The sequence below is a fragment of the Pseudomonas sp. NFACC42-2 genome (assembly GCF_900116055.1).
Taxonomy (GTDB): domain Bacteria; phylum Pseudomonadota; class Gammaproteobacteria; order Pseudomonadales; family Pseudomonadaceae; genus Aquipseudomonas; species Aquipseudomonas marginalis.
The window spans coordinates 95154-117212 of the sequence record NZ_FOZO01000012.1; the positions used below are offsets into that span (position 1 = coordinate 95154).

The 22059-nt window shown below is 61.5% G+C and carries 23 protein-coding genes; 16 read left to right on the forward strand and 7 right to left on the reverse strand.

Features of this window, described 5'->3' with window-relative positions:
* Positions 1 to 69: 69 nt before the first annotated feature.
* Positions 70 to 972 carry an Hsp33 family molecular chaperone HslO gene (gene hslO / locus BM416_RS20630; protein ID WP_092489283.1) on the reverse strand — a complete coding sequence of 301 codons (903 nt, stop codon included), beginning with the start codon at positions 970 to 972 and terminating at the stop codon, positions 70 to 72.
* 126 nt (positions 973 to 1098) lie between these two features.
* On the opposite strand from hslO, the gene BM416_RS20635 reads away from it, so the two are divergent.
* On the forward strand, positions 1099 to 1902 hold the full coding sequence (locus BM416_RS20635; RefSeq protein ID WP_092489284.1) for a phosphatase PAP2 family protein: 804 nt from the start codon (positions 1099 to 1101) through the stop codon (positions 1900 to 1902).
* 42 nt (positions 1903 to 1944) lie between these two features.
* Here the strand turns inward: BM416_RS20635 and BM416_RS20640 are convergent, their stop codons facing one another.
* Positions 1945 to 2352: an RNA-binding S4 domain-containing protein gene (locus BM416_RS20640; protein WP_092489285.1), complete on the reverse strand. Its 408-nt coding sequence runs from the start codon at positions 2350 to 2352 to the stop codon at positions 1945 to 1947.
* 116 nt (positions 2353 to 2468) lie between these two features.
* On the opposite strand from BM416_RS20640, the gene BM416_RS20645 reads away from it, so the two are divergent.
* From BM416_RS20645 to rimK, 3 genes are read left to right on the forward strand one after another with little or no spacing between them, the layout of a single operon-like run.
* The gene (locus BM416_RS20645; RefSeq protein ID WP_092489286.1) at positions 2469 to 3248 is read left to right on the forward strand and encodes a S6 modification regulatory phosphodiesterase RimA; all 780 of its coding nucleotides are present in this window, start codon (positions 2469 to 2471) and stop codon (positions 3246 to 3248) included.
* 31 nt (positions 3249 to 3279) lie between these two features.
* The gene (locus BM416_RS20650; RefSeq protein WP_371856063.1) at positions 3280 to 3744 is read left to right on the forward strand and encodes a retropepsin-like aspartic endopeptidase RimB; all 465 of its coding nucleotides are present in this window, start codon (positions 3280 to 3282) and stop codon (positions 3742 to 3744) included.
* Positions 3741 to 4646 (forward strand): 30S ribosomal protein S6--L-glutamate ligase, encoded by a 906-nt coding sequence (gene rimK, locus BM416_RS20655; protein ID WP_003171022.1) that lies wholly within the window; start codon positions 3741 to 3743, stop codon positions 4644 to 4646. The genes BM416_RS20650 and rimK overlap by 4 nt, the downstream gene beginning before the upstream one ends.
* A gap of 96 nt (positions 4647 to 4742) precedes the next feature.
* On the opposite strand, the gene BM416_RS20660 is transcribed toward rimK, so the two are convergent.
* Positions 4743 to 6056: an ATP-binding protein gene (locus tag BM416_RS20660; protein ID WP_065925816.1), complete on the reverse strand. Its 1314-nt coding sequence runs from the start codon at positions 6054 to 6056 to the stop codon at positions 4743 to 4745.
* Between the two features lie 116 nt (positions 6057 to 6172).
* Positions 6173 to 6913, reverse strand: coding sequence for an osmolarity response regulator transcription factor OmpR (gene ompR / locus BM416_RS20665; protein WP_015373500.1), 741 nt, complete (start codon positions 6911 to 6913; stop codon positions 6173 to 6175).
* Positions 6914 to 7268: 355 nt separating this feature from the next.
* Between ompR and BM416_RS20670 the strand changes: the two genes are divergently transcribed.
* The 7 genes from BM416_RS20670 (at position 7269) to tauD (ending at position 15426) form a co-directional block, all read left to right on the forward strand.
* Positions 7269 to 9605: a Tex family protein gene (locus BM416_RS20670; RefSeq protein ID WP_092489287.1), complete on the forward strand. Its 2337-nt coding sequence runs from the start codon at positions 7269 to 7271 to the stop codon at positions 9603 to 9605.
* Positions 9605 to 9988: a PaaI family thioesterase gene (locus BM416_RS20675; RefSeq protein WP_092489288.1), complete on the forward strand. Its 384-nt coding sequence runs from the start codon at positions 9605 to 9607 to the stop codon at positions 9986 to 9988. Before BM416_RS20670 ends, BM416_RS20675 begins: the two co-directional genes overlap by 1 nt.
* Before the next feature lie 214 nt (positions 9989 to 10202).
* Positions 10203 to 11786, forward strand: a complete 1584-nt coding sequence (gene gshA, locus BM416_RS20680) for a glutamate--cysteine ligase (RefSeq protein ID WP_092489289.1) — start codon at positions 10203 to 10205, stop codon at positions 11784 to 11786.
* Positions 11787 to 11969: 183 nt separating this feature from the next.
* On the forward strand, positions 11970 to 12947 hold the full coding sequence (gene tauA, locus BM416_RS20685) for a taurine ABC transporter substrate-binding protein (RefSeq protein ID WP_092489290.1): 978 nt from the start codon (positions 11970 to 11972) through the stop codon (positions 12945 to 12947).
* Positions 12948 to 12965: 18 nt separating this feature from the next.
* On the forward strand, positions 12966 to 13745 hold the full coding sequence (gene tauB / locus BM416_RS20690; RefSeq protein ID WP_065948520.1) for a taurine ABC transporter ATP-binding subunit: 780 nt from the start codon (positions 12966 to 12968) through the stop codon (positions 13743 to 13745).
* Positions 13742 to 14578, forward strand: coding sequence for a taurine ABC transporter permease TauC (gene tauC, locus BM416_RS20695; protein ID WP_092489291.1), 837 nt, complete (start codon positions 13742 to 13744; stop codon positions 14576 to 14578). Before tauB ends, tauC begins: the two co-directional genes overlap by 4 nt.
* 11 nt (positions 14579 to 14589) lie before the next feature.
* Positions 14590 to 15426, forward strand: coding sequence for a taurine dioxygenase (gene tauD / locus BM416_RS20700; RefSeq protein WP_092489292.1), 837 nt, complete (start codon positions 14590 to 14592; stop codon positions 15424 to 15426).
* Between the two features lie 64 nt (positions 15427 to 15490).
* On the opposite strand, the gene mgrA is transcribed toward tauD, so the two are convergent.
* The 3 genes from mgrA to BM416_RS20715 form a co-directional block, all read right to left on the reverse strand.
* Positions 15491 to 16528, reverse strand: coding sequence for an L-glyceraldehyde 3-phosphate reductase (gene mgrA / locus BM416_RS20705; protein WP_092489293.1), 1038 nt, complete (start codon positions 16526 to 16528; stop codon positions 15491 to 15493).
* A 108-nt stretch (positions 16529 to 16636) separates the two neighbouring features.
* Entirely contained in the window at positions 16637 to 17965 is a 1329-nt protein-coding gene (locus BM416_RS20710; RefSeq protein WP_092489294.1) for an OprD family outer membrane porin, read from the reverse strand.
* Positions 17966 to 18126: 161 nt separating this feature from the next.
* Positions 18127 to 19017: a LysR family transcriptional regulator gene (locus BM416_RS20715; protein WP_092489295.1), complete on the reverse strand. Its 891-nt coding sequence runs from the start codon at positions 19015 to 19017 to the stop codon at positions 18127 to 18129.
* Positions 19018 to 19138: 121 nt separating this feature from the next.
* On the opposite strand from BM416_RS20715, the gene BM416_RS20720 reads away from it, so the two are divergent.
* From BM416_RS20720 to BM416_RS20740, 5 genes are read left to right on the forward strand one after another with little or no spacing between them, the layout of a single operon-like run.
* Positions 19139 to 19870 (forward strand): SDR family oxidoreductase, encoded by a 732-nt coding sequence (locus BM416_RS20720; protein WP_092489296.1) that lies wholly within the window; start codon positions 19139 to 19141, stop codon positions 19868 to 19870.
* Between the two features lie 30 nt (positions 19871 to 19900).
* Positions 19901 to 20410 carry a DUF1097 domain-containing protein gene (locus BM416_RS20725; RefSeq protein WP_092489297.1) on the forward strand — a complete coding sequence of 170 codons (510 nt, stop codon included), beginning with the start codon at positions 19901 to 19903 and terminating at the stop codon, positions 20408 to 20410.
* Between the two features lie 25 nt (positions 20411 to 20435).
* On the forward strand, positions 20436 to 21332 hold the full coding sequence (locus BM416_RS20730) for an SDR family oxidoreductase (RefSeq protein ID WP_092489298.1): 897 nt from the start codon (positions 20436 to 20438) through the stop codon (positions 21330 to 21332).
* 17 nt (positions 21333 to 21349) lie between these two features.
* Complete coding sequence (locus BM416_RS20735) at positions 21350 to 21805, forward strand: DoxX family protein (protein WP_256577566.1); 456 nt, start codon at positions 21350 to 21352, stop codon at positions 21803 to 21805.
* A gap of 2 nt (positions 21806 to 21807) precedes the next feature.
* Complete coding sequence (locus tag BM416_RS20740; protein WP_092489299.1) at positions 21808 to 22056, forward strand: hypothetical protein; 249 nt, start codon at positions 21808 to 21810, stop codon at positions 22054 to 22056.
* The last annotated feature ends 3 nt before the right edge of the window (positions 22057 to 22059 follow it).

The window sequence follows — 22059 nt, forward strand, 5'->3', positions numbered from 1 at the left end:
AGTAGGGCCCTCCCGTCAGAACGCCTCTAATCCGGCATTTGACAGGTGATTTACCTGTGCTTAAACGTTTTAGTGACGGGTGTCGGAAGGCGTGTCGATGCCTGCGCCAGCGAACAATTGCGCTACATCGGCAGCGTCGAACAGGTAGCGCTCGTTGCAGAACTGGCAGTCGATCTCGATATTGCCACCGTGTTCCACCACCAGGTTCTGCGCATCTTCCAGGCCCAGGCTGACCAGGGCGTTGCCCGAACGCTCGCGGGAGCAGCTGCAGTGGAAGTGCAAGGTCTGCGCGTCGAACAGGCGCACGGGGTCTTCGTGGTACAGGCGGTGCAGGATGGTTTCGTTGTCCAGGCCCAGCAGTTCTTCGGCTTTCAGGGTATCGGCCAAGGCAATGCAGTGCCGCCAGCTTTCAGCGCGATCTTCGTCGTCCTTGATGCGGTCGGCCGGCAGTTGCTGCAGCAACATGCCACGGGCGCGCTTGCCGTCGGCGTTAAGCCAGAACTTGGTGCCCACTTGCTGGGACATTACGAAATAGTTGGTGAAGCATTCCGACAGCGTTTTGCCGTCGAGGTCGACAATGCCCTGGTAACGCTGGCCTGAGGTCGGGTCGACGGTGAGCGCCAGGACGCCGTTGGGCATCAGCTCGACCAGGCTGGCGTCCGGGGCAATCTGGTCGGCTTCATAACGGGCCAGGCCTCGGATTTCGCGCTCGCTGGAGCACTCGATCATCAACAGCGGAATCGGCCCTTCGGAACGGGCTTGCAGGATCAGCAAACCGTCGAACTTCATGGTGCCCACCAGCAACGCAGCAGCGGCCATCAGCTCACCGAGCAGTTGTGCGACCGGCTCCGGATAGGGGTGCTTGGCGAGGACTTCGGCGTAGCTGCGCTCCAACGAAACCATTTCGCCGCGGGCGTCGCTCTCGTCGAAGATGAAGCGTTGGGTGAAGTCGGTATCCGGTAGATCAGTCATAGGTCTGGGTATCTGAATTGATGACAAATTGGTTACAAGGTTTATAAAATTAAACGCTTTAGCACCATCTTGGTGCGGCTTTCTCCTGGAAACAGAGAGCTTATATAGAGCGAAGAGGGACAGTTTATGAACAATCCGGGTTTGTTCCAAGCCAAGTGGAACCTCCGGCGATGGGCTCTGTGCAATCTACTCGCTATCGGGCTGCTGTGTTTTTGGCTGTGGCCCACGGGGCAGATGCTGTGTGTGATTTTCGACGAGTGGCTGTTTCACCTTCTCAACGACCCGCTGGCGAGCAACGCGACATGGCTGCACGTGTGGGCCGTGGCCAGTCTGCGGCCGTTTGATGCGGTGGTCGGGGTGATCCTGCTGATGCTGCTGATTCGCGGCGACTGGGTGTTCAAAGCCGCGCAGGTACGCCAGGCCCTGTTAGGTTTTGTCGGTATTTTGTTGCTCTTGCTGTTTATCCGCATGCTGTTTTCCAAACTCGCGGCGCAGATGGGCTGGCAACACAGCAGCCCGTCGATGGTCATCGCCGGGGCGATCCAGATGAGCGACTATTTCCCGGGGCTGGAGAAGACCTGGGAGCTGAAGGACCGCTCAAGCCAAAGCTTTCCGGGGGATCACGCCTCGGTGTTGCTGATCTGGGCAATGTTCATGAGCGTGTTCGCCAAGCGTATCGGCCAGGTGCTGGTGATCTGGGGCCTGGCGCTGTTGTTCATGATGCCGCGGCTGGTGGCGGGCGCGCATTGGGGGCAGGACGATTATATCGGCGGGGTGCTGCTGGCACTGTTGGCGTTGGGCTGGGGTTGTTACACACCGTTTGCGGCGAAGGTGTCGGCCGCTTTGTTACACGTGACGACGCCGATCTTCAGGTTACTTGGCAAGCTGCCAGTGATCAGTGGATTGAGCATCGTGCGCACCTCCCCTTAACGCTGCAAGCCCCCTCCCACATTTGAATGGGCCGCTGCGCAATCAGCCATCATTGCCACTGCCGCGAAACTTGAACAGGTCGCGGCGCTGCTTCTTGCTCGGCTTGCCATCGGTGGTCATCCCCGTGGCGCCCGCCTTGCGCAGGGCAGCCGCATTTTCGCGCCTGGCAATGCTGGCTTCGGTTTCGGTGTACAGCGCCTGTGCTTCGGGGGCGCCACGGCGCACGATGGAAAGTGCCTGGACCACGACGGTCTTTTCGTCAAAACCTATCCGAATCTGGAGCTCATCACCGACACGTGGCTCTTTGCCTGGTTTACAGCGCTCGCCTCGATGATGCACCTTGCCGCTCTCAATCGCGGCCTTGGCCAAGGCACGTGTCTTAAAGAAACGCGCCGCCCAAAGCCACTTGTCCAGACGGACCTTTTCTTCCTCTTCCTGCTTTTGAGCCACTTGAATTCCTCGCTCTGACAAATGTCGCAACTGTAACGTTGAAACCCTTCGACGCATAAACCTCAAGGCTCACCTAAGATACGCCAGGTAGCACCCTGTTTTCGCGAGGATACGCCGTGACCGACTTTCCTACTTCACTCACCTCGCCTGAACAGCGTTGCGCAGGCTGCCAGCAAAGCGAGCCCCTAGGTTTCGAGTTTGCTTTCGCCTACCAGCCTATCGTAGACCTTCGGGACCATTCGATTTTTGCCCACGAAGCCTTGGTGCGCGGTACACAGGGCGAAGGGGCGATGTCGGTACTGGAGAAGGTCAATGACAGCAACCGCTACCGCTTCGACCAGCGCTGCCGCACCCAGGCGATTGCCGGTGCTGCAGCCTTGGGGATGCAAACCCGCCTATCCATCAACTTCATGCCCAACGCCGTGTACCGCCCGGAGTTGTGCATCCGAAGCACCCTTGAGGCGGCTCGCGCGCACAATTTTCCGCTGGACCAACTGATTTTCGAGACACTGGAAAGCGAGCATGTAGATAACTATCGCCATTTGACGAATATTCTGCGTGAATACCGCGAGTTCGGCTTCAAGACCGCCATCGACGACTTCGGCGCGGGCTATTCGGGGCTGAATCTGCTGGCCGATTTCCAACCCGACTTGATCAAACTCGACATGGCACTGATCCGCGATGTCGACCAGGATCGTGCCCGACAGGTGATCGTCCAGGGAATTGTCACAATCTGTGAGCAGTTGAACGTTACTGTCATCGCCGAAGGCATCGAAAGTGCCGGCGAGCGCGACTTTCTGTCTGACTGTGGAATATTTCTGATGCAAGGCTACTGGTTCGCCAGGCCTGCATTCAAAGCCCTGGCCGAGGTTTCTCCTCAGGCGTGGGCGAATTGACCGGTTACCCATATTGAAGACATTTGACCATTTGACCGTTGTAGGTCTGCGTGAATGGGTGGCACTTCCCGACTTGGGAGTGGCAGGCCTGCGTGCCAAGATCGACACCGGTGCCAGCACCTCCAGCCTGCATGCCACCGACATCGAGCCGTTTGAGCGCGACGGCGAGAAGTGGGTGCGCTTTACCGCGCACCTGGGCAGCGTCGTGCAACTGCGTCACCGCCGCTGCGAAGCGCCCCTGGTGACGATGAAAACCATCAAGAGCTCCAATGGCCATGCGCAGGTGCGCTACGTGATCAGCACCACCCTGGCAATGGGTGATCGGGTATGGCGGGTGGAGTTCACCCTGGCCTGCCGCAAAGCCATGCGTTATCGCCTGTTGCTGGGTTCCAAGGCGCTGATTGACGGCCACCTGGTGGTCAATCCCGGCGTCAAGTACGTTCAAGACAAGCCGGTGTTCCCGGTCTCTACTATTTCTGCCCCAGGTGCTGCATGAAGATTGCTGTGCTGTCGCGAAACCCGCGTCTGTATTCCACCCGCCGCCTGGTCGAGGCCGGCACCGAACGTGGCCACGAAATGGTGGTGATCGACACGTTGCGTGCCTATATGAACATTGCCAGCCATAAGCCGCAGATCCATTACCGCGGCAAACCGCTGGAGGGGTTTGATGCGGTAATCCCGCGTATCGGCGCCTCGGTGACGTTCTATGGCTGCGCGGTGCTGCGCCAGTTCGAAATGATGGGGGTCTTCCCCCTCAATGAATCGGTGGCCATTGCGCGATCGAGGGACAAATTACGCTCATTGCAACTCCTGTCGCGCCGGGGCATCGGCCTGCCGGTCACCGGCTTTGCCCACTCCCCCGACGACATTCCCGACCTGATCGAAATGGTCAACGGCGCGCCGCTGGTGATCAAGGTGCTCGAAGGCACCCAGGGCATCGGTGTGGTGCTGTGTGAAACCGCGACAGCCGCGGAATCCGTGATCGAGGCGTTCATGGGCCTCAAGCAGAACATCATGGTCCAGGAGTACATCAAGGAAGCCGGAGGCGCGGATATCCGCTGCTTCGTGGTGGGCGACAAGGTGATCGCAGCCATGAAGCGCCAGGCCAAGCCCGGAGAGTTCCGCTCCAACCTGCACCGTGGCGGCAGCGCCAGCCTGATCAAGATCACCCCGGAAGAACGCATGACCGCGTTGCGAGCGGCCAAGGTCATGGGGCTGGCAGTGGCGGGTGTGGATATCCTGCGCTCCAACCATGGGCCACTGGTGATGGAGGTGAACTCGTCGCCGGGCCTGGAAGGGATAGAGACCACCACTGGGAAGGATGTGGCGGGGATCATCATTCAACATCTGGAGAAGAATGGTGGACCGAATATGACCAGGACCAAGGGTAAGGGCTAAACGCGCGGCTGCCAGCTTCAAGCGATAAGCCGCAAGAAAGGGCAAAAGCTGTCTGCCCTCCTCTTGCGGCTTCAAGCTTGAAACCTGCAGCTGTTTCTAGACCGCGTCCCTTGGCAGCATAAGCCCAAGCGGCAAACGTACCCGCGCCTCAAGGCCACCGCCTTCGCGGTTACGCAACTCGACATTGCCGCCGTGCATCGACGCAATCCGCCGCACGATCGCCAGCCCCAAGCCGGTCCCCTTGCCACCCCGGGCACGGTCGCCACGGGTGAAGGGGTTGAAGATACCCTCCAGTTCGTCCGGATCGATGCCCGCTCCCCGGTCCATCACACTCAGCACAACGTACGGCGCAGCACTGTCGCCAGACACATACGCAGCCACTTCAACATCCGAACCGGCATGGTGCAAAGCGTTGCCGATCAGGTTGTTCAGCAGGCGCTTCATCGACACCCGACGCAACGCAAACGGCTGGATCGGCTCAAGGCGCATGCGCACTTGCTCGCCATTCTGGTTGTAGGGCGCGACAACCTCACGCACCAGGTCCGTGAGATCGACTTCCTCCACCACCTCGTCACGACCATCGCGGATAAACGCCAGGAACTGGTCGAGAATCGCGTCCATGTCTTCGATGTCGCGAACCATGTCGTCGGTGAGATCGCTATGGTTGCCCATCAGCTCCAGGGACAGGCGCAATCGCGTCAAGGGCGTGCGCAAGTCATGGGACACCCCCGCCAGCATCAGCTCGCGCTCGCGCCCAGCCTGTTCGACATCCTCCGCCATCTGGTTGAAGGCGCCATACACCTCGGTCATTTCACTGGGCGTATCGCTGACCGGCAGGCGCACGCTGCGCCCCTGGCCCAATTGGCGGGCGGCAAACACCAGGCGCTTAAGTGGTTGGTTAAGCTGGCGAACGAAAATCCACGCGGACGCTGTGGAAAGCAAGCCGATGGCCAGGAACCAACCCAACACGTTCCAGATCTTCTGCCCCCGCAAAGGGTGCGGATACAGCGGAACCTTGATCCAGGCATCGCCAAGGCTCGGCGCCCTTACCCACAGCGCAGGTGAAACATGCATGCGCAAGCGCACCTCGGTGTCCTCGCCCAGCTCGGCCTGCATCTGGCGCTGGTAGATCTCGCTGTAGGGCCAATGCTGCTCACCCTCGGGTACACCAGCCCCGTCAACGCGGGTCAACGTCGAGGCCTTGGCTACCTTTTCGCGGTTCTCAGGGTCTACAGCCCAGTAACCACGCAGCGTCAGGGCGACACCGTGGCTGTACTGCCGGTCCACCAGCACGTCTTCGTTCATCAGCAGATAAACCAGTGTCAGCGCCTTGGAAAACAGCACGACGATCAGCACCAGCCAAAGGGTGCGGGAGAAGAAACTTTGCGGGAACCACAGAGGGGTTTTCATAGAAGACAGCTGGACACCTTGCAGGAACGAGCGGCGCTCGCAGAATTGCAGACGCCGGGCATCCCGTCGACCCTCATGGAGTCAAGCGCCAGGATGCCCGCCCTGCAAATCATCGGTCACTTGGTTGCGGTGCCATCCGGCACAAACACATAGCCCACACCCCAGACAGTCTGGATATACCGAGGTTTGGACGGGTCCGGCTCGATCATCCGGCGCAGACGGGAAATCTGCACGTCGATGGAGCGCTCCAGGGCGTCCCATTCGCGACCGCGTGCCAGGTTCATCAGTTTGTCGCGGGTCAGCGGCTGACGCGCGTTCATCACCAGGGCCTTGAGCACGGCGAATTCACCGGTGGTGAGCATGTGCACTTCGTCGCCACGCTTGAGCTCGCGGGTTGCCAGCGACAGTTCGTAGTCGCCAAAGGTAACGCTTTCGTCTTCGCTGCCCGGCGCGCCCGGTACCGGCGGTGCCTGACGACGCAACACGGCTTTGACCCGCGCCATCAACTCGTCTGGGTTGAAGGGTTTGGCCAGGTAGTCATCGGCGCCCAGCTCGAGGCCCTTGATGCGGCTCAGCTCATCGCCCTTGGCGGTCAGCATGATGATTGGAATCTGGTTGTTCGCGCCGCGCAGGCGCTTGCAGGCGGTGAGGCCGTCTTCGCCGGGCAGCATCAGGTCGAGTACGACCAGGTTGAATACTTCACGCCCCAGGAGACGGTCCATCTGCTCGGTGTTCGGCACCGCGCGGGCACGATAGCCCTTGGAGTTGAAGAAACGCTCCAGCAGGCTGCTAAGCCCCGGATCATCATCAACGATGAGAATTTTTTCGCCTTCAGCAGTTTGTGCAGTGCTGCTCATTGGATGCTCCTCTTATCTCGGCGCGCATTATGGCGTAGCTGCCGTTATACGCACCGTGTGCATTGTTAGCAGATTTTTCCTCTACTGCCAGCGAACCCGCGCCTTCCAACCACTGGCGCAGTACCCCCCAAGGGCAGAACGCTGGTTATAATGCGGCGCCTTCGTGCAGGGCAACGTCAGATCGTTGCCGTTTACTGCCGGGCTTTTTTTCCCGCTTGTGGTGATTTTTTCGATTTCGAGGGTCAATAGGCTGCCTCTTGACCCAGGTAGCGGCGCCGGTCGGGCCGCTCAACCAGCCGCGCAAGGCCTTGTTTTCCGGGCCTGCGAGCTGCTTTTCAGAATTTCAGGTGGTTTTATGGACAGCATCAACAGCCGCATCGCCGAAGAACTCGGCGTACGCCCACAACAGGTCGAAGCGGCCGTCGCTCTACTGGATGAAGGCTCCACGGTGCCCTTCATCGCCCGTTACCGGAAAGAAGTGACCGGCAGCCTCGACGACATCCAGTTGCGGCACCTTGAAGAACGCCTGCGCTACCTGCGAGAACTCGACGAACGGCGTATCAGCATCCTCGCCAGCATCGAGGAGCAGGGCAAGCTGACACCTCAGCTTGAACGCGACATCAAGCTCGCCGACACCAAGACCCGCCTCGAAGACCTTTACCTGCCGTACAAACAGAAGCGCCGCACCAAGGGCCAGATCGCCCTGGAAGCCGGCCTGGGCGAACTGGCCGACGGCCTGTTCAACGACCCATCGCTGACCCCGGAGACCGAAGCCGCGCGCTTCATCAACGCCGAAAAAGGCGTTGCCGACGTCAAGGCCGCCCTCGAAGGCGCCAAGTACATCCTGATGGAGCGTTTCGCCGAAGACGCCAACCTGCTGGAAAAACTGCGCAACTACCTGAAACAGGAAGCCACCCTCAGCGCCCGCGTCATCGCCGGCAAAGAGGAAGAAGGCGCCAAGTTCCGCGATTACTTCGAACACGACGAACCGCTGAAAAGTATGCCGTCCCACCGTGCGCTGGCGATTTTCCGTGGCCGCAACGAAGGCATTCTCAGCTCCGCGCTGAAAGTCGGTGACGAACTGCCGGGCACCATGCACCCGTGCGAAGGCATGATCGGCCAACAATTCGGCATCCAGAATCAGAATCGTCCTGCGGACAAGTGGCTCGGTGAAGTCGTGCGCTGGACCTGGAAGGTCAAGCTCTACACCCACCTGGAAACCGACCTGCTCGGCGAGTTGCGCGACGGCGCCGAAACCGAGGCGATCAACGTATTCGCCCACAACCTGCACGACCTGCTGCTGGCCGCCCCGGCCGGTCCACGTGCCACCCTGGGCCTCGACCCGGGCCTGCGTACCGGCTGCAAGGTCGCCGTGGTCGATGCCACCGGCAAGCTGCTGGACCATGCCACCGTGTACCCGCACGTGCCGCACAACAAGTGGGACCAGACCCTGGCGATCCTGGCTGCGCTGTGCGCCAAGCACGCCGTGGACCTGATCGCCATCGGCAACGGCACCGCCAGCCGTGAAACCGACAAGCTGGCCGCCGAGCTGATCAAGAAATACCCAGCCATGAAGATGACCAAGGTGATGGTCTCCGAAGCCGGGGCTTCGGTGTACTCGGCGTCGGAACTGGCCTCCAAGGAATTCCCGGACCTCGACGTGTCGATCCGTGGCGCGGTGTCCATTGCCCGTCGCCTGCAGGATCCGCTGGCAGAGCTGGTGAAAATCGATCCTAAATCCATCGGTGTCGGCCAGTACCAGCACGACGTGTCGCAGCTGAAACTGGCACGCGGCCTGGATGCGGTGGTGGAAGACTGCGTAAACGCCGTGGGCGTGGACGTGAACACCGCCTCCGTGGCGCTGCTGGCGCGTATCTCCGGCCTCAATGCCACCCTGGCGCAGAACATCGTCACTCACCGCGACGAAAACGGCGCCTTCAAAACCCGCGCCGCGCTGAAAAAAGTCGCGCGCCTGGGTGAAAAAACCTTCGAGCAAGCCGCCGGCTTCCTGCGCGTGATGAACGGCGACAACCCGCTGGATTCGTCAGCTGTTCACCCGGAAGCCTATCCGCTGGTGCAACGCATCGCCGCCGAGACCGACCGCGATATCCGCTCGCTGATCGGCGACGCCGCGTTCCTCAAGCGCCTGGATCCAAAGAAGTACACCGACGAAACCTTCGGCGTGCCGACCATCACCGACATCCTGCAAGAGCTGGAAAAACCTGGCCGCGACCCGCGTCCCGAGTTCAAGACCGCCGAGTTCCAGGACGGCGTGGAAGACCTCAAGGACCTGCAACTGGGCATGATCCTCGAAGGCGTGGTCACCAACGTGACCAACTTCGGCGCGTTTGTGGACATCGGCGTGCATCAGGACGGTTTGGTGCACATTTCCGCGCTTTCGGAGAAGTTCATCAAGGATCCGCGCGAAGCGGTGAAAGCCGGTGATGTGGTCAAGGTCAAGGTCATGGAAGTCGACATCCCACGCAAACGCGTTGGCCTGTCGATGCGCATGGGCGACACCCCCGGCGAAAAAATCGACGGTGCCCGTGGTGCACGTCCTGGCTCGGCACCGCGCCAGTCGCAGAACCGCTCCGAAAACAGTCAACCGCGCAAGGAAACCGCCACCGCAGCGCCAAGCAACAACGCCATGGCCTCGCTGTTCGCCAACGCCAAGCAGTTGAAGAAACGCTGATGGAAATCCCCGCCGGTTTGACCCAGAGCGCGTTCAGCGAACTGATCGGCTGCCGCCTGCAACGCCTCGAAGAAGGCGTTGCCGAAGTGGCCCTGACCCTGGAGCCGCACCTGCGCAACCGCGCGGGCAAGCTCCATGGCGGGGCGATTTTCAGCCTGGTGGACATCACCATGGGGCTGGCCTGTTCCAGCGCCCATGGGTTTGACCAGCAGAGCGCGACCATCGAATGCAAGATCAACTACATCCGCGCCGTGGAAGACGGCAATGTGCTGTGCACCAGCCGCGTGATTCACGCCGGCCGGCGCACGCTGGTGGTCGAAGCCGATGTGTATCAGGACGAAAGACTTGTCGCAAAAGCACAGGGCACGTTCGCTGTCCTATAGCTCCCCGCCCCCGATTTGAGTTAATTTCGGCGCTGCGATAACAGCGTCGGAATTTTCTTGCTGCGCTATAGCCCAATTCATGGAGTGAAGTAGGCTTTTTTAACGCGGGTCAAATCGACTCAAAACCAGGCGATCACGCCAGTTTTAACTTCACCCTTGTAGACCGTCCTGCCCACCCCCATATTGGGGCGACTGACGCGTGAAGGAATCCAACTTGAGCGAACTTCTCAACCGCCGCCTGGCCCTGCTCGGCAAGCGCGAACACCTCTCCCTGCTAGAGCAGTGCTTGCACGGCATCGAGCGTGAATGCCTACGTGTCACCGGTGAGGGTCGCCTGGCGCAAACGCCGCACCCCGAAGCGCTGGGCGCCGCGTTGACCCATGAACAGATCACCACCGACTACTCGGAATCGCTGCTGGAGTTCATCACTCCGGCCCTGCCCAACCCGGCCGACACCCTGAGCAGCCTGGACAAGATCCACCGCTTTGCCTACACCAAGCTCGGCAGCGAATACCTGTGGAGCCCCTCGATGCCGTGCCCGTTGCCGGCCGAGGAAGACATTCCGATTGCCTACTACGGCACCTCCAATATCGGACAGCTCAAGTACGTGTACCGCAAGGGCCTGGCCCTGCGTTACGGCAAGACCATGCAGTGCATCGCCGGCATCCACTACAACTTTTCCCTGCCGGAACAGCTGTGGCCGCTGCTCAAGGAGACTGAAGGCTTCGTCGGCACCGACCGCGACTATCAGTCCACGGCCTATATCGCGCTGATCCGCAACTTCCGCCGCTACAGCTGGCTGCTGATGTACCTGTTCGGCGCCTCGCCGGCCCTGGACGCGGGTTTCCTGCGCGGTCGCTCGCACCAATTGGAAGTGCTCGACCCCGACACCCTGTACCTGCCGTATGCCACCAGCCTGCGCATGAGCGACCTGGGTTACCAGAGCAACGCCCAGGCAGGCCTGACGCCGTGCTACAACGACCTGGCCAGCTACACCGACAGCCTGCGCGAAGCGGTGGCAACGCCCTACGCGCCCTATGTCGAAATCGGCACCCACAAGGACGGTGAGTGGGTACAGCTCAACACCAACATCCTGCAGATCGAAAACGAGTACTACTCCAACATCCGCCCCAAGCGCGTGACCTACACCGGCGAGCGGCCGATCCAGGCGCTGATGGCCCGTGGCATCCAGTACATCGAAGTGCGCTGCCTGGACATCAACCCGTTCCTGCCGATGGGCATCGACCTGCCGGAGTCGCGTTTCCTCGACGCATTCCTGCTGTACTGCGCGCTGAACGACAGCCCGCTGTTTGCCGACAACGAGTGCGGCAACGCCACGTCCAACTTCCTCAGCGTGGTCAAGGAAGGCCGGCGCCCGGGCCTGCAATTGCAGCGCAAGGGCCAGGCCGTGGACATGAAGGAATGGGCCACCGAGCTGCTGGAGAAGATTGCCCCGCTGGCTGCGCTGCTGGATGAAAGCCACGGCATCACCGAACACAGCCAGGCGCTGGACGCCCAGCTGGCCAAGGTCAAGGACCCGTCCCTGACCCCTTCGGCGCAGGTATTGGCGGCGATGGCCGAGCGCAAAGAGAGTTTCGCGCAGTTCTCCCTGCATCAGAGCGAGGTGCACGCCGAGTACTTCCGCCGCGAGCCGTTGCCGGCTGAAGAGCAGGCACGCTTTGAAGAGCTGGCGCGCACGTCGCTGGCGCAGCAGGCGGAACTGGAGCAGAACGAAGTGGGCGATTTTGATGTGTTTGTCGGCTCGTACCAGGCGAGCATTCTGGCGATCAGTAACTAAGACCGAACTCGGTCCATGGTGGGAGGGGGCAAGCCCCCTCCCACATTTGCCCTCATCAAGCTCAAGATTCGCTTCAACCTTTCGCCCATAAGCTAATTCGAAAATGTTATTTATTTTCGAATTCTTAGATCATTTAGTCTCCTCACACGCCGACCCTCGGCCGCCTGATTGAGGAGCTTCCCCTTGAAACTGTTAACCCCTCTGCGCCTCCTGGCCGCGTTGTCCCTGGCCGGTGCCAGCCTGTTTGCCCAGGCGGCGGATGTAACCATCGCTTACCAGACCACCGTAGACCCGGCCAAAGTTGCCCAGGCCGACGGCGCGTATGAAAAAGCCACAAACGCCAGGATCGACTGGCGCAAATTCGACAATGGTGCCGACATCATCGCCGCCATCGCCTCCGGCGACGTGCAGATCGGCTACCTCGGTTCCAGCCCGCTGACCGCTGCGATCACCCGCAAGGTGCCGGTGGAAACCTTCCTGGTTGCCACCCAGATCGGCGGTGCCGAAGCCCTGGTGGCGCGCAATGGTTCCGGAATCAACAGTCCCCAGGACCTGATCGGCAAGAAAGTCGCCGTGCCCTTCGTGTCCACCGGCCACTACAGCCTGTTGGCCGCGCTGAAGCACTGGAACATCGACCCATCGAAAGTGACCATCCTCAACCTCGCACCACCGGCGATCATCGCGGCCTGGAAGCGCGGTGACATCGACGCTACCTACGTATGGGACCCGGCCCTGGGAGTGGCCAAGGAAAACGGCAAGGTGCTGATCACCTCCGGCGAGCTGGCCAAGTTCGGCGCGCCGACCTTCGATGCGTGGATCGTGCGTAAGGATTTTGCCGAGAAGCACCCGGAAATCGTCACCGCCTTCGCCAAGGTCACCCTGGATGCCTACGCCGCCTACCGCAAAGACCCACAAGCCTGGCTCGCCGACACAGGCAACGTCGACAAACTGGTGAAACTCTCCGGCGCCAAGGCCAGCGACATCCCGCTGCTGCTGCAAGGCAACGTCTACCCGCTGGCCGCTGACCAGGTGACCCTGCTGGGCGCACCGACCACCAAGGCCGTGACCGATACCGCTGCGTTCCTCAAGGAACAAGGCAAGGTCGACGCCGTGCTGCCGGACTACGCCCCTTACGTCAGCGCCAAGTTCATCACTAACTGATTCAAGGAGTTCATCGCGATGGCCTTGCTACAACTGGAGCGCATCAGCGCACAGTACCCAGGCGCCACAGAACCGGTACTGTCCGACATTTCACTCGACCTGGGGCCCCAGCAATTGCTGGTGGCCCTCGGCCCGTCCGGCAGTGGCAAGACTTCGCTGTTGAACCTGATTGCCGGCTTTGTCGAACCGTCCGCCGGGCGCATCACCCTCGATGGCGTGCCGGTCAAAGGCCCCAGTGCCGAACGCGGCGTGGTGTTCCAGGACGACGCCCTGCTGCCCTGGCAGGACGTGCTGGCCAATGTCGGTTTCGGCCTGGAACTGGCCGGCGTGCCCAAGGCGCAGCGCGAAGTGCGCGCCCGGGAAATGCTCGCGCTGGTGGACCTCGCCGGCTTCGACAATCGCCGCATCTGGCAACTCTCCGGCGGCCAGAAGCAACGCGTCGGCCTGGCCCGCGCCCTGGCCGCCGACCCGCGCGTGCTGCTGATGGACGAACCCTTCGGCGCCCTCGATGCCTTCACCCGCGAACAAATGCAGGAACTGTTGCTGCAAGTCTGGCGACGCACGGCCAAGCCGGTGTTCCTGATTACCCATGACATCGAAGAAGCGGTGTTCCTCGCCACCGACCTGATCCTGTTGGCGCCCAATCCGGGCCAGATCGTCGAACGCCTGCACCTGGACTTCGGCCAGCGCTACGCCGCCGGTGAGTCGGCGCGGGCGATCAAGTCCGACCCGCGCTTTATCGAAACCCGCGAACACGTGCTGGGCAAAGTGTTCTCGCAACGGCAGGTGTCCGCATGAGCAGCTACGAACTCCCCGCCACCGCTGCCAAGCCGGTGGCCCACACCGTTATCCCGGTGCGGCGCAGCCTGAGCACACGCTGGATCAGCCTGTCGACCCTGGTCGCCTTGCTGGTCCTCTGGTGGGCCGTCACCGCCACCGGCCTGATCGAACCGTTGTTCCTGCCACCGCCCTCGGCCGTGCTGCAAAAAGGCTGGCTGCTGGCGACCACGGGCTATATGGATTCCACCTTGTGGCAGCACCTGGGCGCGAGCCTCAGCCGGATCGGCCTGGGCCTGGGCTTCGCGGTGCTGACCGCCGTGCCGGTAGGCATTGCCATCGGCGCCAACCGCATCGCCCGCGGCATTCTCGACCCGCTGATCGAGTTTTACCGGCCGATTCCGCCCCTGGCTTACCTGCCGTTGATCGTGATCTGGTGCGGTATCGGCGAGCTGTCCAAGGTGCTGCTGATTTACCTGGCGATCTTTGCGCCGATTGCCATCGCCACCGCGACCGGCGTACGCACCGTCGACCCGGCCAAGCTGCGGGCGGCGCAGTCGCTGGGTGCCACCCGTGCGCAGCTGATTCGCCATGTGATCCTGCCGAGCGCCCTGCCCGACATCCTCACCGGGGTGCGCATCGGCCTGGGTGTGGGCTGGTCGACCCTGGTCGCCGCCGAACTGATCGCGGCCACCAGCGGCCTGGGTTTCATGGTGCAGTCGGCGGCGCAGTTCCTGGTGACCGATGTGGTGGTGCTGGGGATCCTGGTAATCGCCCTGATCGCCTTCGCCATGGAAATGGGCCTGCGCGCCCTGCAGCGTAAGTTAGTGCCTTGGCATGGCCAGGCACATTGAATGAGAACAGCATGAGCAGCCTGACCGTTACCCCCTTGAGTACCGCCCTGGGCGCCCAGATCAGTGGCGTCGATATTACCCGGCCGCTGAGCACCGAACATCGCGATGCCATCGAACAGGCGTTGCTCAGCCATTCGGTGCTGTTCTTCCGTGGCCAGCCGATCACCCCGCAGCAACAGGCGCGGTTCGCGGCGAACTTCGGTGACCTGCACATCCATCCGATCTACCCCAACGTGCAGGAACAGCCCGAAGTGCTGATCCTCGACACCGCCGTCACCGACGTACGCGACAACGCCGTATGGCACACCGATGTGACCTTCCTGCCCACCCCGGCCCTCGGCGCGGTGCTCAGCGCCAAGCTGCTGCCGGCGTACGGCGGCGATACGCTGTGGGCAAGTGGTATCGCGGCGTACGAGGCGCTGTCCGAGCCGTTGAAGCGGTTGCTCGATGGGCTGACGGCTACCCACGACTTCACCAAATCCTTCCCGCTGGAACGCTTTGGCAACAGTGCCGAAGACCTGGCGCGCTGGGAAGAAACCCGCAGGAAAAACCCACCGCTGTCGCACCCGGTAGTGCGCACGCATCCGGTGAGCGGGCGTAAGTCGCTGTTTGTCAGTGATGGGTTTACCACCAGGATCAATGAACTGGAACCGGCGGAAAGCGAGGCGATCCTCAAGTTGCTGTTCGCCCACGCGACACGCCCGGAATTCACCCTCCGCTGGCGCTGGCAGGAGAACGACGTGGCGTTCTGGGATAACCGCGTGACCCAGCATTACGCGGTGGATGACTACCGGCCGCAACGGCGGGTGATGCATCGGGCGACGATTCTTGGGGATGTGCCGTTCTAAACCACACTGCAAATCAAATGTGGGAGGGGCTTGCCCCCTCCCACATTGACCCGGCGCTATCAGGTTATTCCGCGCTGGATGGCTTTTCCCACAAGTTGATTCCACCTTCCTGCGCAAACCGATCGATCTCCGCCAGTTCTTCCGCACTGAAGCTCAAGTTCTTCAACGCGCCGACGTTTTCGATGATCTGCTCCGGCCGGCTGGCGCCGATCAGCGCGCTGGTCACCCGTGGGTCGCGCAAGGTCCAGGCGAGCGCCAATTGCGCCAGGCTCTGACCACGGCGCTGGGCGATTTCGTTCAGCGCACGTACGTGGGCAAGGTTGGCTTCAGACAGGTGCTTGGCCTGCAACGAACCACCCCCCGGACGGTTGACCCGGGCGTCGGCCGGTACGCCATTGAGGTACTTGTCGGTGAGCAAACCCTGGGCCAGCGGCGTGAAGGCAATCACCCCTGCGCCGAGCTCTTCGGTGGTGTCCAGCAGGTCTTTTTCCACCCAGCGGTTAAGCAGGTTGTAGGCCGGTTGGTGGATCAGCAGCGGGACTTTCCACTCTTTGAGCAGCGCGGCGATTTCGCGGGTTTTCACCCCGGAGTAAGACGAGATACCGATGTACAACGCCTTGCCCTGTTGCACGGCGGTGGCGAGGGCGCTGGCGGTTTCTTCCAGGGGCGTGTCGGCATCAAAACGGTGGGAGTAGAAAATATCCACGTAGTCGACGCCCAGGCGTTGCAGGCTCTGGTCCAGGCTGGCCAGCACGTATTTGCGCGAGCCGCCGCCCTGGCCGTAGGGGCCAGGCCACATGTCCCAGCCGGCCTTGCTGGAGATGATCAATTCGTCGCGGTAGTGCTTGAAGTCTTCGCGCAGCAAACGACCGAAGTTGATCTCGGCGCTGCCGTAGGGTGGGCCGTAGTTGTTGGCCAGATCGAAGTGGTTGATGCCCAGGTCGAACGCGGTGCGCAGCAGGGCGCGCTGGGTGTCGATCGGGGTGCTGTCGCCAAAGTTGTGCCACAGCCCCAGGGACAGTGCCGGCAGCACCAGTCCACTGCGGCCTACGCGGCGATACGGGATAGATTCATAGCGGTTTTCGGCAGCAATGTAAGTCATCGAATCCTCTCTTGGACGTAGGCAAATAAGGCCTGGGAATAACGATATTCCCAGGCCTTTTAACCAGCTGAATCGCTTAAGTCTGCCCTTCCGTTTTACAGCAATTTCCTACCAGAGTGGAACGACATAGCTGACATAGAAGCGGTTTTCATCCTGCACGGTGGCACCGGTGATGTCCGGACTGGCATGGGCGTTTTTCCACGTGACGCCAAGGCCTTTGAGGGTACCGGTCGGCACTTGATACGCCACCGCCACGTTTCGCTCCCATTCGCTGGTGGTGCCCTGGGCGGTGCGGATGTCATCGCCGTGGGCGTAGGCGGCGGAGAAGGTCAGGCCGTTGAGGCCGAGTTTGCCGAAATCATATTTGTACTGCGCCAGCCAGGTGCGTTCGCCGGCATGCTGGAATTTGTTCAACTGCATGTTGGTCAGCGCCGGGGTATCGGCACCCGAGCCTGGGCCTTGGCGAGCGTCACCGCTGTTAAGGCCGGAGTCGAGGTACGGGAAGTCGCTGTCGCCGCTGTTTTTCTGGATGCCCAGGCCGACGGTATGGCCGTCCAGGCTGTAGCTTTCCAGCAGGCTGACGGTGGACTGGTTGATGCGGCCCTTGTTCACGCCATCGCCATACAGGCCCGCTGCGGCAAAGTCCTTGTCGCCGTCGGCGTTGCCGCCCACACCCAGGCTGCGGAACACGCGCACGTCGGTATCGATCGCACCGACCGACAAGGCGTCATGGCGCTTGGCACCGAGGAAAAACTGCTGGTAGTAATCCTCAAGGTTGGAGTACCACAGGCTGACGGTGGTGTTCTGTATGCCGGTGTAGTCCGCACCACCGAACAGGAAGCGGTCGCTCTCTTTGGTCCCGCCGGCGGTGATCATGCCCTGGTCGCCGGTTTCGTTGCGGATCTTGGTCTTGAAGATATCGCCGCCGGTGAAGGTGAAGTCGTTGAGGTCCTTGGACACCAGTTGCACACCGGTATTGGTCTGCTGGTACAGGCGCCCGTCGGTGTTGGCCAGCACCGGGTTGTTGCCGTACAGCGTACCGACGCGCAACTCATCCTTGGCAAAGCGCATCTTGAACGTCGGGCTGAGCACGCCGAACTGATCGGCGGATTTGCCGTTGTCCAGCGGGAACATGCTGCCGGGGTAGCGGCCCTGGTGATCCTTGTCGTTGAGGTCGCCGCCGGAATCCAGTTTCAAGCCGTAGAACGCCTGCAGATCGAGGCCGAAGCCCACCGGCCCCTCGGTGTAGCCGGACTTGAAGTTGAACTCGAACCCCTGGCCCCAATCCCGAATGCTATGGGCCTTGGCATTGCTGCCCACCACGTCCCGTCCCTGCTGGTTGAGATAGCGGTTGAGCAGGGTCACGTCGGCGTGGCTGTCATCGATAAAATCGGCGTGGGCGGACAGCATAAAGCTCGCCATGGCGGCACCCACCATAGGGCTTATCAACGTCTTCATTGTTACCGTTCTCCGTCACTGTTCTGAAATGAAAGCGTCAAACGCTTCACACAATTACGCAGTGACCAGATGACAGTTACGCGTCAAAACCCGATGTAGACGGATGAAATTAAATTTATGAAAGCCTTTAACTACGCGGGTTAGCGGGCGTTTTCGAAGATTTCCGCGAGCCAGTCGACGAACACACGCACCCTCGGCGACATGTGTCGGTTCTGTGGATAAAGCACCGACACCGGCATCAAGGGCGGCGGTGTTTCCTGCAGAATTTCGCGCATCACGCCCTGCTCGATCAGATCGGCCATGCGGTAATGCGGGCATTGGATAATCCCCAACCCCGCCACCGCACTGGCGGAGTAAATCTCCGCGCCGAACACCGACAGCGCACCGTCGATACTCACTTCCTGCAACTCGCCATCGACCATAAACTCGAACGGAAACAGCTTGGCCGTGGTGCGTGAAACGTAGTTCACCGCGCGGTGTTTACTTAACTCGGCCAGGCTCTTGGGTTCGCCGTATTTGCGCAGGTAGGCAGGGCTCGCGCACGTCACCTGGCGCAGGTTGGCGACGCGCCGACCAATCAACGCGGAATCCCCCAGGGTGCCCGCACGCAATACGCAATCCACGCCCTCGGCGATCAGGTCGACAAAGCGGTCCGCCTCACTGATGGACAGCTCGATATCCGGGTATCGCGCCATGAATTGCGGCAGCGCCGGCACCACAAAATACTTGGCCAGCGTGCCGTGCAGGTCCACGCGCAAACGCCCCTTGGGCGCCACGCTGCGGAACGCCAACTCGGCTTCTTCCAGCTCCGCGAGTAGCTGCACGCAGCGTTGGTAGTACGCCTCGCCATCCAGGGTCGGGCGCACACGCCGAGTGCTGCGTTCCAGCAGGCGCGTACCCAGCCAGGCTTCAAATTGATTGAGGGTGTGAGTCAGGGTCGCACGGGGCAGGTTCAAGTCATCAGCCGCCAGCGTGAAGCTGGAACGCTCGTAAATACGCACAAAGACCTTCATGGCTTTGACTTGATCCACGCTGTACTCCTACACCCTTATTGTTGGCGATTATTGAACAGTCAAGGCAACTCTGGCGCATTTATCGGCCAGGGTAAACATGTGAATCTGCTTCCAGACCCCCGTTCAAGGAACCCAGATCATGACGACTCAAGTGGCAATCATCACCGGCGCTTCCCGTGGTATTGGTGCCGTCATCGCCAAACAACTCGCCGCCGACGGTTACGCCGTGGCCATCAACTACGCCAGCAGCGCCGCCGAGGCGTCGAAGCTGGTGGTGGAACTGCGCCAGGCGGGCCATAAGGCCATAGCGATCCAAGGCGACGTCGCCAAACCCGCCGACATCAAGCGCCTGTTCGACGAAACCGAGGCGCAATTGGGCAAGGTCGATGTGCTGATCAACAACGCCGGCATTCTCAAGACGCTGCCCCTGGCCCAGCACAGCGACGAACTCTACGACCAGAACTTCGATATCCACACCCGTGGCACGTTCAACGCCCTGCGTGAAGCCGACACCCGCTTGAACGACGGTGGGCGCATCGTCAATTTTTCCAGCAGCACCGTCGGCCTCAACCTCCCCGGCTACGCGGTGTACATCGCCAGCAAGGCGGCAGTGGAGTCCCTGACCCAGGTGTTTGCCAAAGAGATGCGCGGGCGGCGCATTACCGTCAACGCCGTGGCGCCAGGCCCGGTCGCCACCGAGTTGTTCCAGCACGGCAAGAGCGAAGAGCAGATCCAGGGCATGGCCAAAATGCCGCCGCTGGAACGCCTTGGACAACCGGAAGACATCGCCCGCGTGGTGGCGTTTCTGGTGAGCCCGGCCGGTGGCTGGATCAATGGGCAAATCCTGCGCGCCAACGGCGGGCTCGTTTAAACCACCCACCAAAAATAGGGAGTCGTGCTCATGAACTCACTCGACCGTACTAATCACACTCGCAGTCAATCCAAGTGGATGTTCAACCTGATAACAGCCATCGCGGCGACCACTGCCGCCGTGGCGGCAGGCACCAGCGGGATGCTGACCTTGCCCGTCTGGGCGATGTTTGTCGGCTGGGTCGCCTTCTTCAGTCGCGGCCTGACCCTGCGCGACGGCCTGGCCAACCTCGGCTGCGTATTGCTTGGGATTGTGTTCGGCATGTTGGCGGCCAGGAGCATCGCTGTCTTGGCTCCGATTCTCGGCGTATGGGCATTACCTGCCGTCGTGTTTGTCGTGGCCATGGTCGTGGTTTCCCTGAGGGCCGTACCGGTGATGAACAACCTCGTCAGCTACTTTCTCGGTCTGATCACCTACTTCGCCTCGCACCTCGAGCCATCGTTGGAAACCTTCGCCGAACTGGGCGGTGCCAGCAGCCTCGGGGCCCTCGCCGGCTGGTTCTCCCACGCCGTGCAGCAACGTTTCCACCGCCACGCCTAAGCCCACTTCCGACGAGGTCACCCCCATGAAATCGATCATCCTGATTACCGGTGCGTCCAGCGGTTTTGGCGCGCTCACCGCCCGCGCCTTGGCCGACGCCGGCCATACGGTCTACGCCAGCATGCGCGAAACCCTGGGGCGCAATGCGCCGCAGGTGGCCGAAGTGCAGCGCTATGCCCACACGCATCAGGTGGACTTGCGCAGTGTCGAGCTGGACGTGGCCTACAGCGATTCAGTGGAGGCCGGCGTTGCCAGGATTGTCGCGGACTGCGGACGCCTGGATGTGATCATCCACAACGCCGGACACATGTCGTTCGGCCCGGCCGAAGCCTTCACGCCGGAGCAATTCGCCCAGCTGTATGACATCAACGTATTGAGCACCCAGCGGGTCAACCGCGCCGCACTGCCGTATTTGCGCAAGCAGGGCAAAGGCCTGGTGATGTGGGTGTCGTCCAGCAGCGCTCGTGGTGGAACACCGCCGTTTCTGGCGCCGTACTTCGCGGCCAAGGCGGCGATGGACTCCTTGGCGGTGTCCTACGCCAGTGAGCTGACCCGCTGGGGCATCGAGACCTCGATCATCGTGCCCGGCGCATTCACCAAGGGCACCAACCACTTCGTCCACTCCGGCAAGCCCGCCGACCAGGCGCGGGTGAGTGAGTATGAAGACGGCCCTTATGCCGGTGTGGCGCAAGCTGCCCTGCACGGCCTGGCGGCGCTGGAGCCCGCGGATGCTGATGTGGCTGAAGTCGCCCAGGCCATCGTCGAGATCGTCGACTTGCCCTTCGGCACACGCCCTTTGCGTCGGCATATCGACCCGTCCGAAGACGGCTGCGAAATCGTCAACGGTGTGGCCGACCGGGTACGTGCCGAGTTGTTCTGGAAAGTCGGTCTGCAGGACCTGCTCAAGCCGGTCAACCACTGAAAACACGGAGGCTCGCCATGACCTTGTTGATCCCCGCACTCGCCCCGCTTTACCGCTTCGCCGAACCCCTGGCCTACACGCTGCTGCGCGCAGGCTTTGGGGTGATCATGGTCACCCACGGGCTGCCCAAATTGCTGGGCAACGCCCATGGTTCGATGGCAGACCCGATGGCGGCCTCCATCAACCTGATCCAGAACCGCCTGCACTTGCCGCAGGCGGAGCTGATCGGCCTGCTGGTGGCCTTGCTGGAAGCGGTCGGTGGATTGCTGTTGATCCTCGGCCTGGGCACACGGCTGGTCGCGGCCATGCTGACCGTGCAGATGTTGACCATTGCTTACTTGCTGGGGCCGACGTGGCCGTGGATCGACCGAGGCATCGAGTACCCGGTGCTGCTGGCGCTGCTATCGTTGTACCTGGTGTTTCGCGGTGCAGGCCGCTATTCCCTGGACAACGCGCTGGGCAAGGAGCTCTGAACATGCACACCACCCTGGTGATCACCGCGGGCTTGATGCTGCTGGCCCTGATGCTGTTGATCGGGCAGAAGCTTGGCGTCAGCCGACACATTCTGGCCTACAGCTTTGTGGCGATCTGGTTGGGGGTGGCAGTGATCAATGGCGCCGTGGGGATGGTCACTGCCGGCCAACCCCTGGTGTCGGAGCTGGTGATCGGCAGTGGCGTGTTTGGCGTGCCCTTGGTGTCACTGGCCCTGTACCTCAGGGCCTGAGCC

What these genes read in the sequence shown, in the direction of transcription:
- ompR (WP_015373500.1), bottom strand. Translation starts at nt 6,913, where the DNA reads ATGAGCAGCACTGCACAAACTGCTGAAGGCGAAAAAATTCTCATCGTT.
- BM416_RS20725 (WP_092489297.1), top strand. Translation starts at nt 19,901, where the DNA reads ATGAACTCACTCGACCGTACTAATCACACTCGCAGTCAATCCAAGTGG.
- BM416_RS20675 (WP_092489288.1), top strand. Translation starts at nt 9,605, where the DNA reads ATGGAAATCCCCGCCGGTTTGACCCAGAGCGCGTTCAGCGAACTGATC.
- BM416_RS20730 (WP_092489298.1), top strand. Translation starts at nt 20,436, where the DNA reads ATGAAATCGATCATCCTGATTACCGGTGCGTCCAGCGGTTTTGGCGCG.
- rimK (WP_003171022.1), top strand. Translation starts at nt 3,741, where the DNA reads ATGAAGATTGCTGTGCTGTCGCGAAACCCGCGTCTGTATTCCACCCGC.
- BM416_RS20660 (WP_065925816.1), bottom strand. Translation starts at nt 6,056, where the DNA reads ATGAAAACCCCTCTGTGGTTCCCGCAAAGTTTCTTCTCCCGCACCCTT.
- BM416_RS20670 (WP_092489287.1), top strand. Translation starts at nt 7,269, where the DNA reads ATGGACAGCATCAACAGCCGCATCGCCGAAGAACTCGGCGTACGCCCA.
- BM416_RS20740 (WP_092489299.1), top strand. Translation starts at nt 21,808, where the DNA reads ATGCACACCACCCTGGTGATCACCGCGGGCTTGATGCTGCTGGCCCTG.
- BM416_RS20720 (WP_092489296.1), top strand. Translation starts at nt 19,139, where the DNA reads ATGACGACTCAAGTGGCAATCATCACCGGCGCTTCCCGTGGTATTGGT.
- tauD (WP_092489292.1), top strand. Translation starts at nt 14,590, where the DNA reads ATGAGCAGCCTGACCGTTACCCCCTTGAGTACCGCCCTGGGCGCCCAG.
- BM416_RS20710 (WP_092489294.1), bottom strand. Translation starts at nt 17,965, where the DNA reads ATGGTGGGTGCCGCCATGGCGAGCTTTATGCTGTCCGCCCACGCCGAT.
- tauC (WP_092489291.1), top strand. Translation starts at nt 13,742, where the DNA reads ATGAGCAGCTACGAACTCCCCGCCACCGCTGCCAAGCCGGTGGCCCAC.
- BM416_RS20735 (WP_256577566.1), top strand. Translation starts at nt 21,350, where the DNA reads ATGACCTTGTTGATCCCCGCACTCGCCCCGCTTTACCGCTTCGCCGAA.
- BM416_RS20635 (WP_092489284.1), top strand. Translation starts at nt 1,099, where the DNA reads ATGAACAATCCGGGTTTGTTCCAAGCCAAGTGGAACCTCCGGCGATGG.
- tauB (WP_065948520.1), top strand. Translation starts at nt 12,966, where the DNA reads ATGGCCTTGCTACAACTGGAGCGCATCAGCGCACAGTACCCAGGCGCC.
- hslO (WP_092489283.1), bottom strand. Translation starts at nt 972, where the DNA reads ATGACTGATCTACCGGATACCGACTTCACCCAACGCTTCATCTTCGAC.
- mgrA (WP_092489293.1), bottom strand. Translation starts at nt 16,528, where the DNA reads ATGACTTACATTGCTGCCGAAAACCGCTATGAATCTATCCCGTATCGC.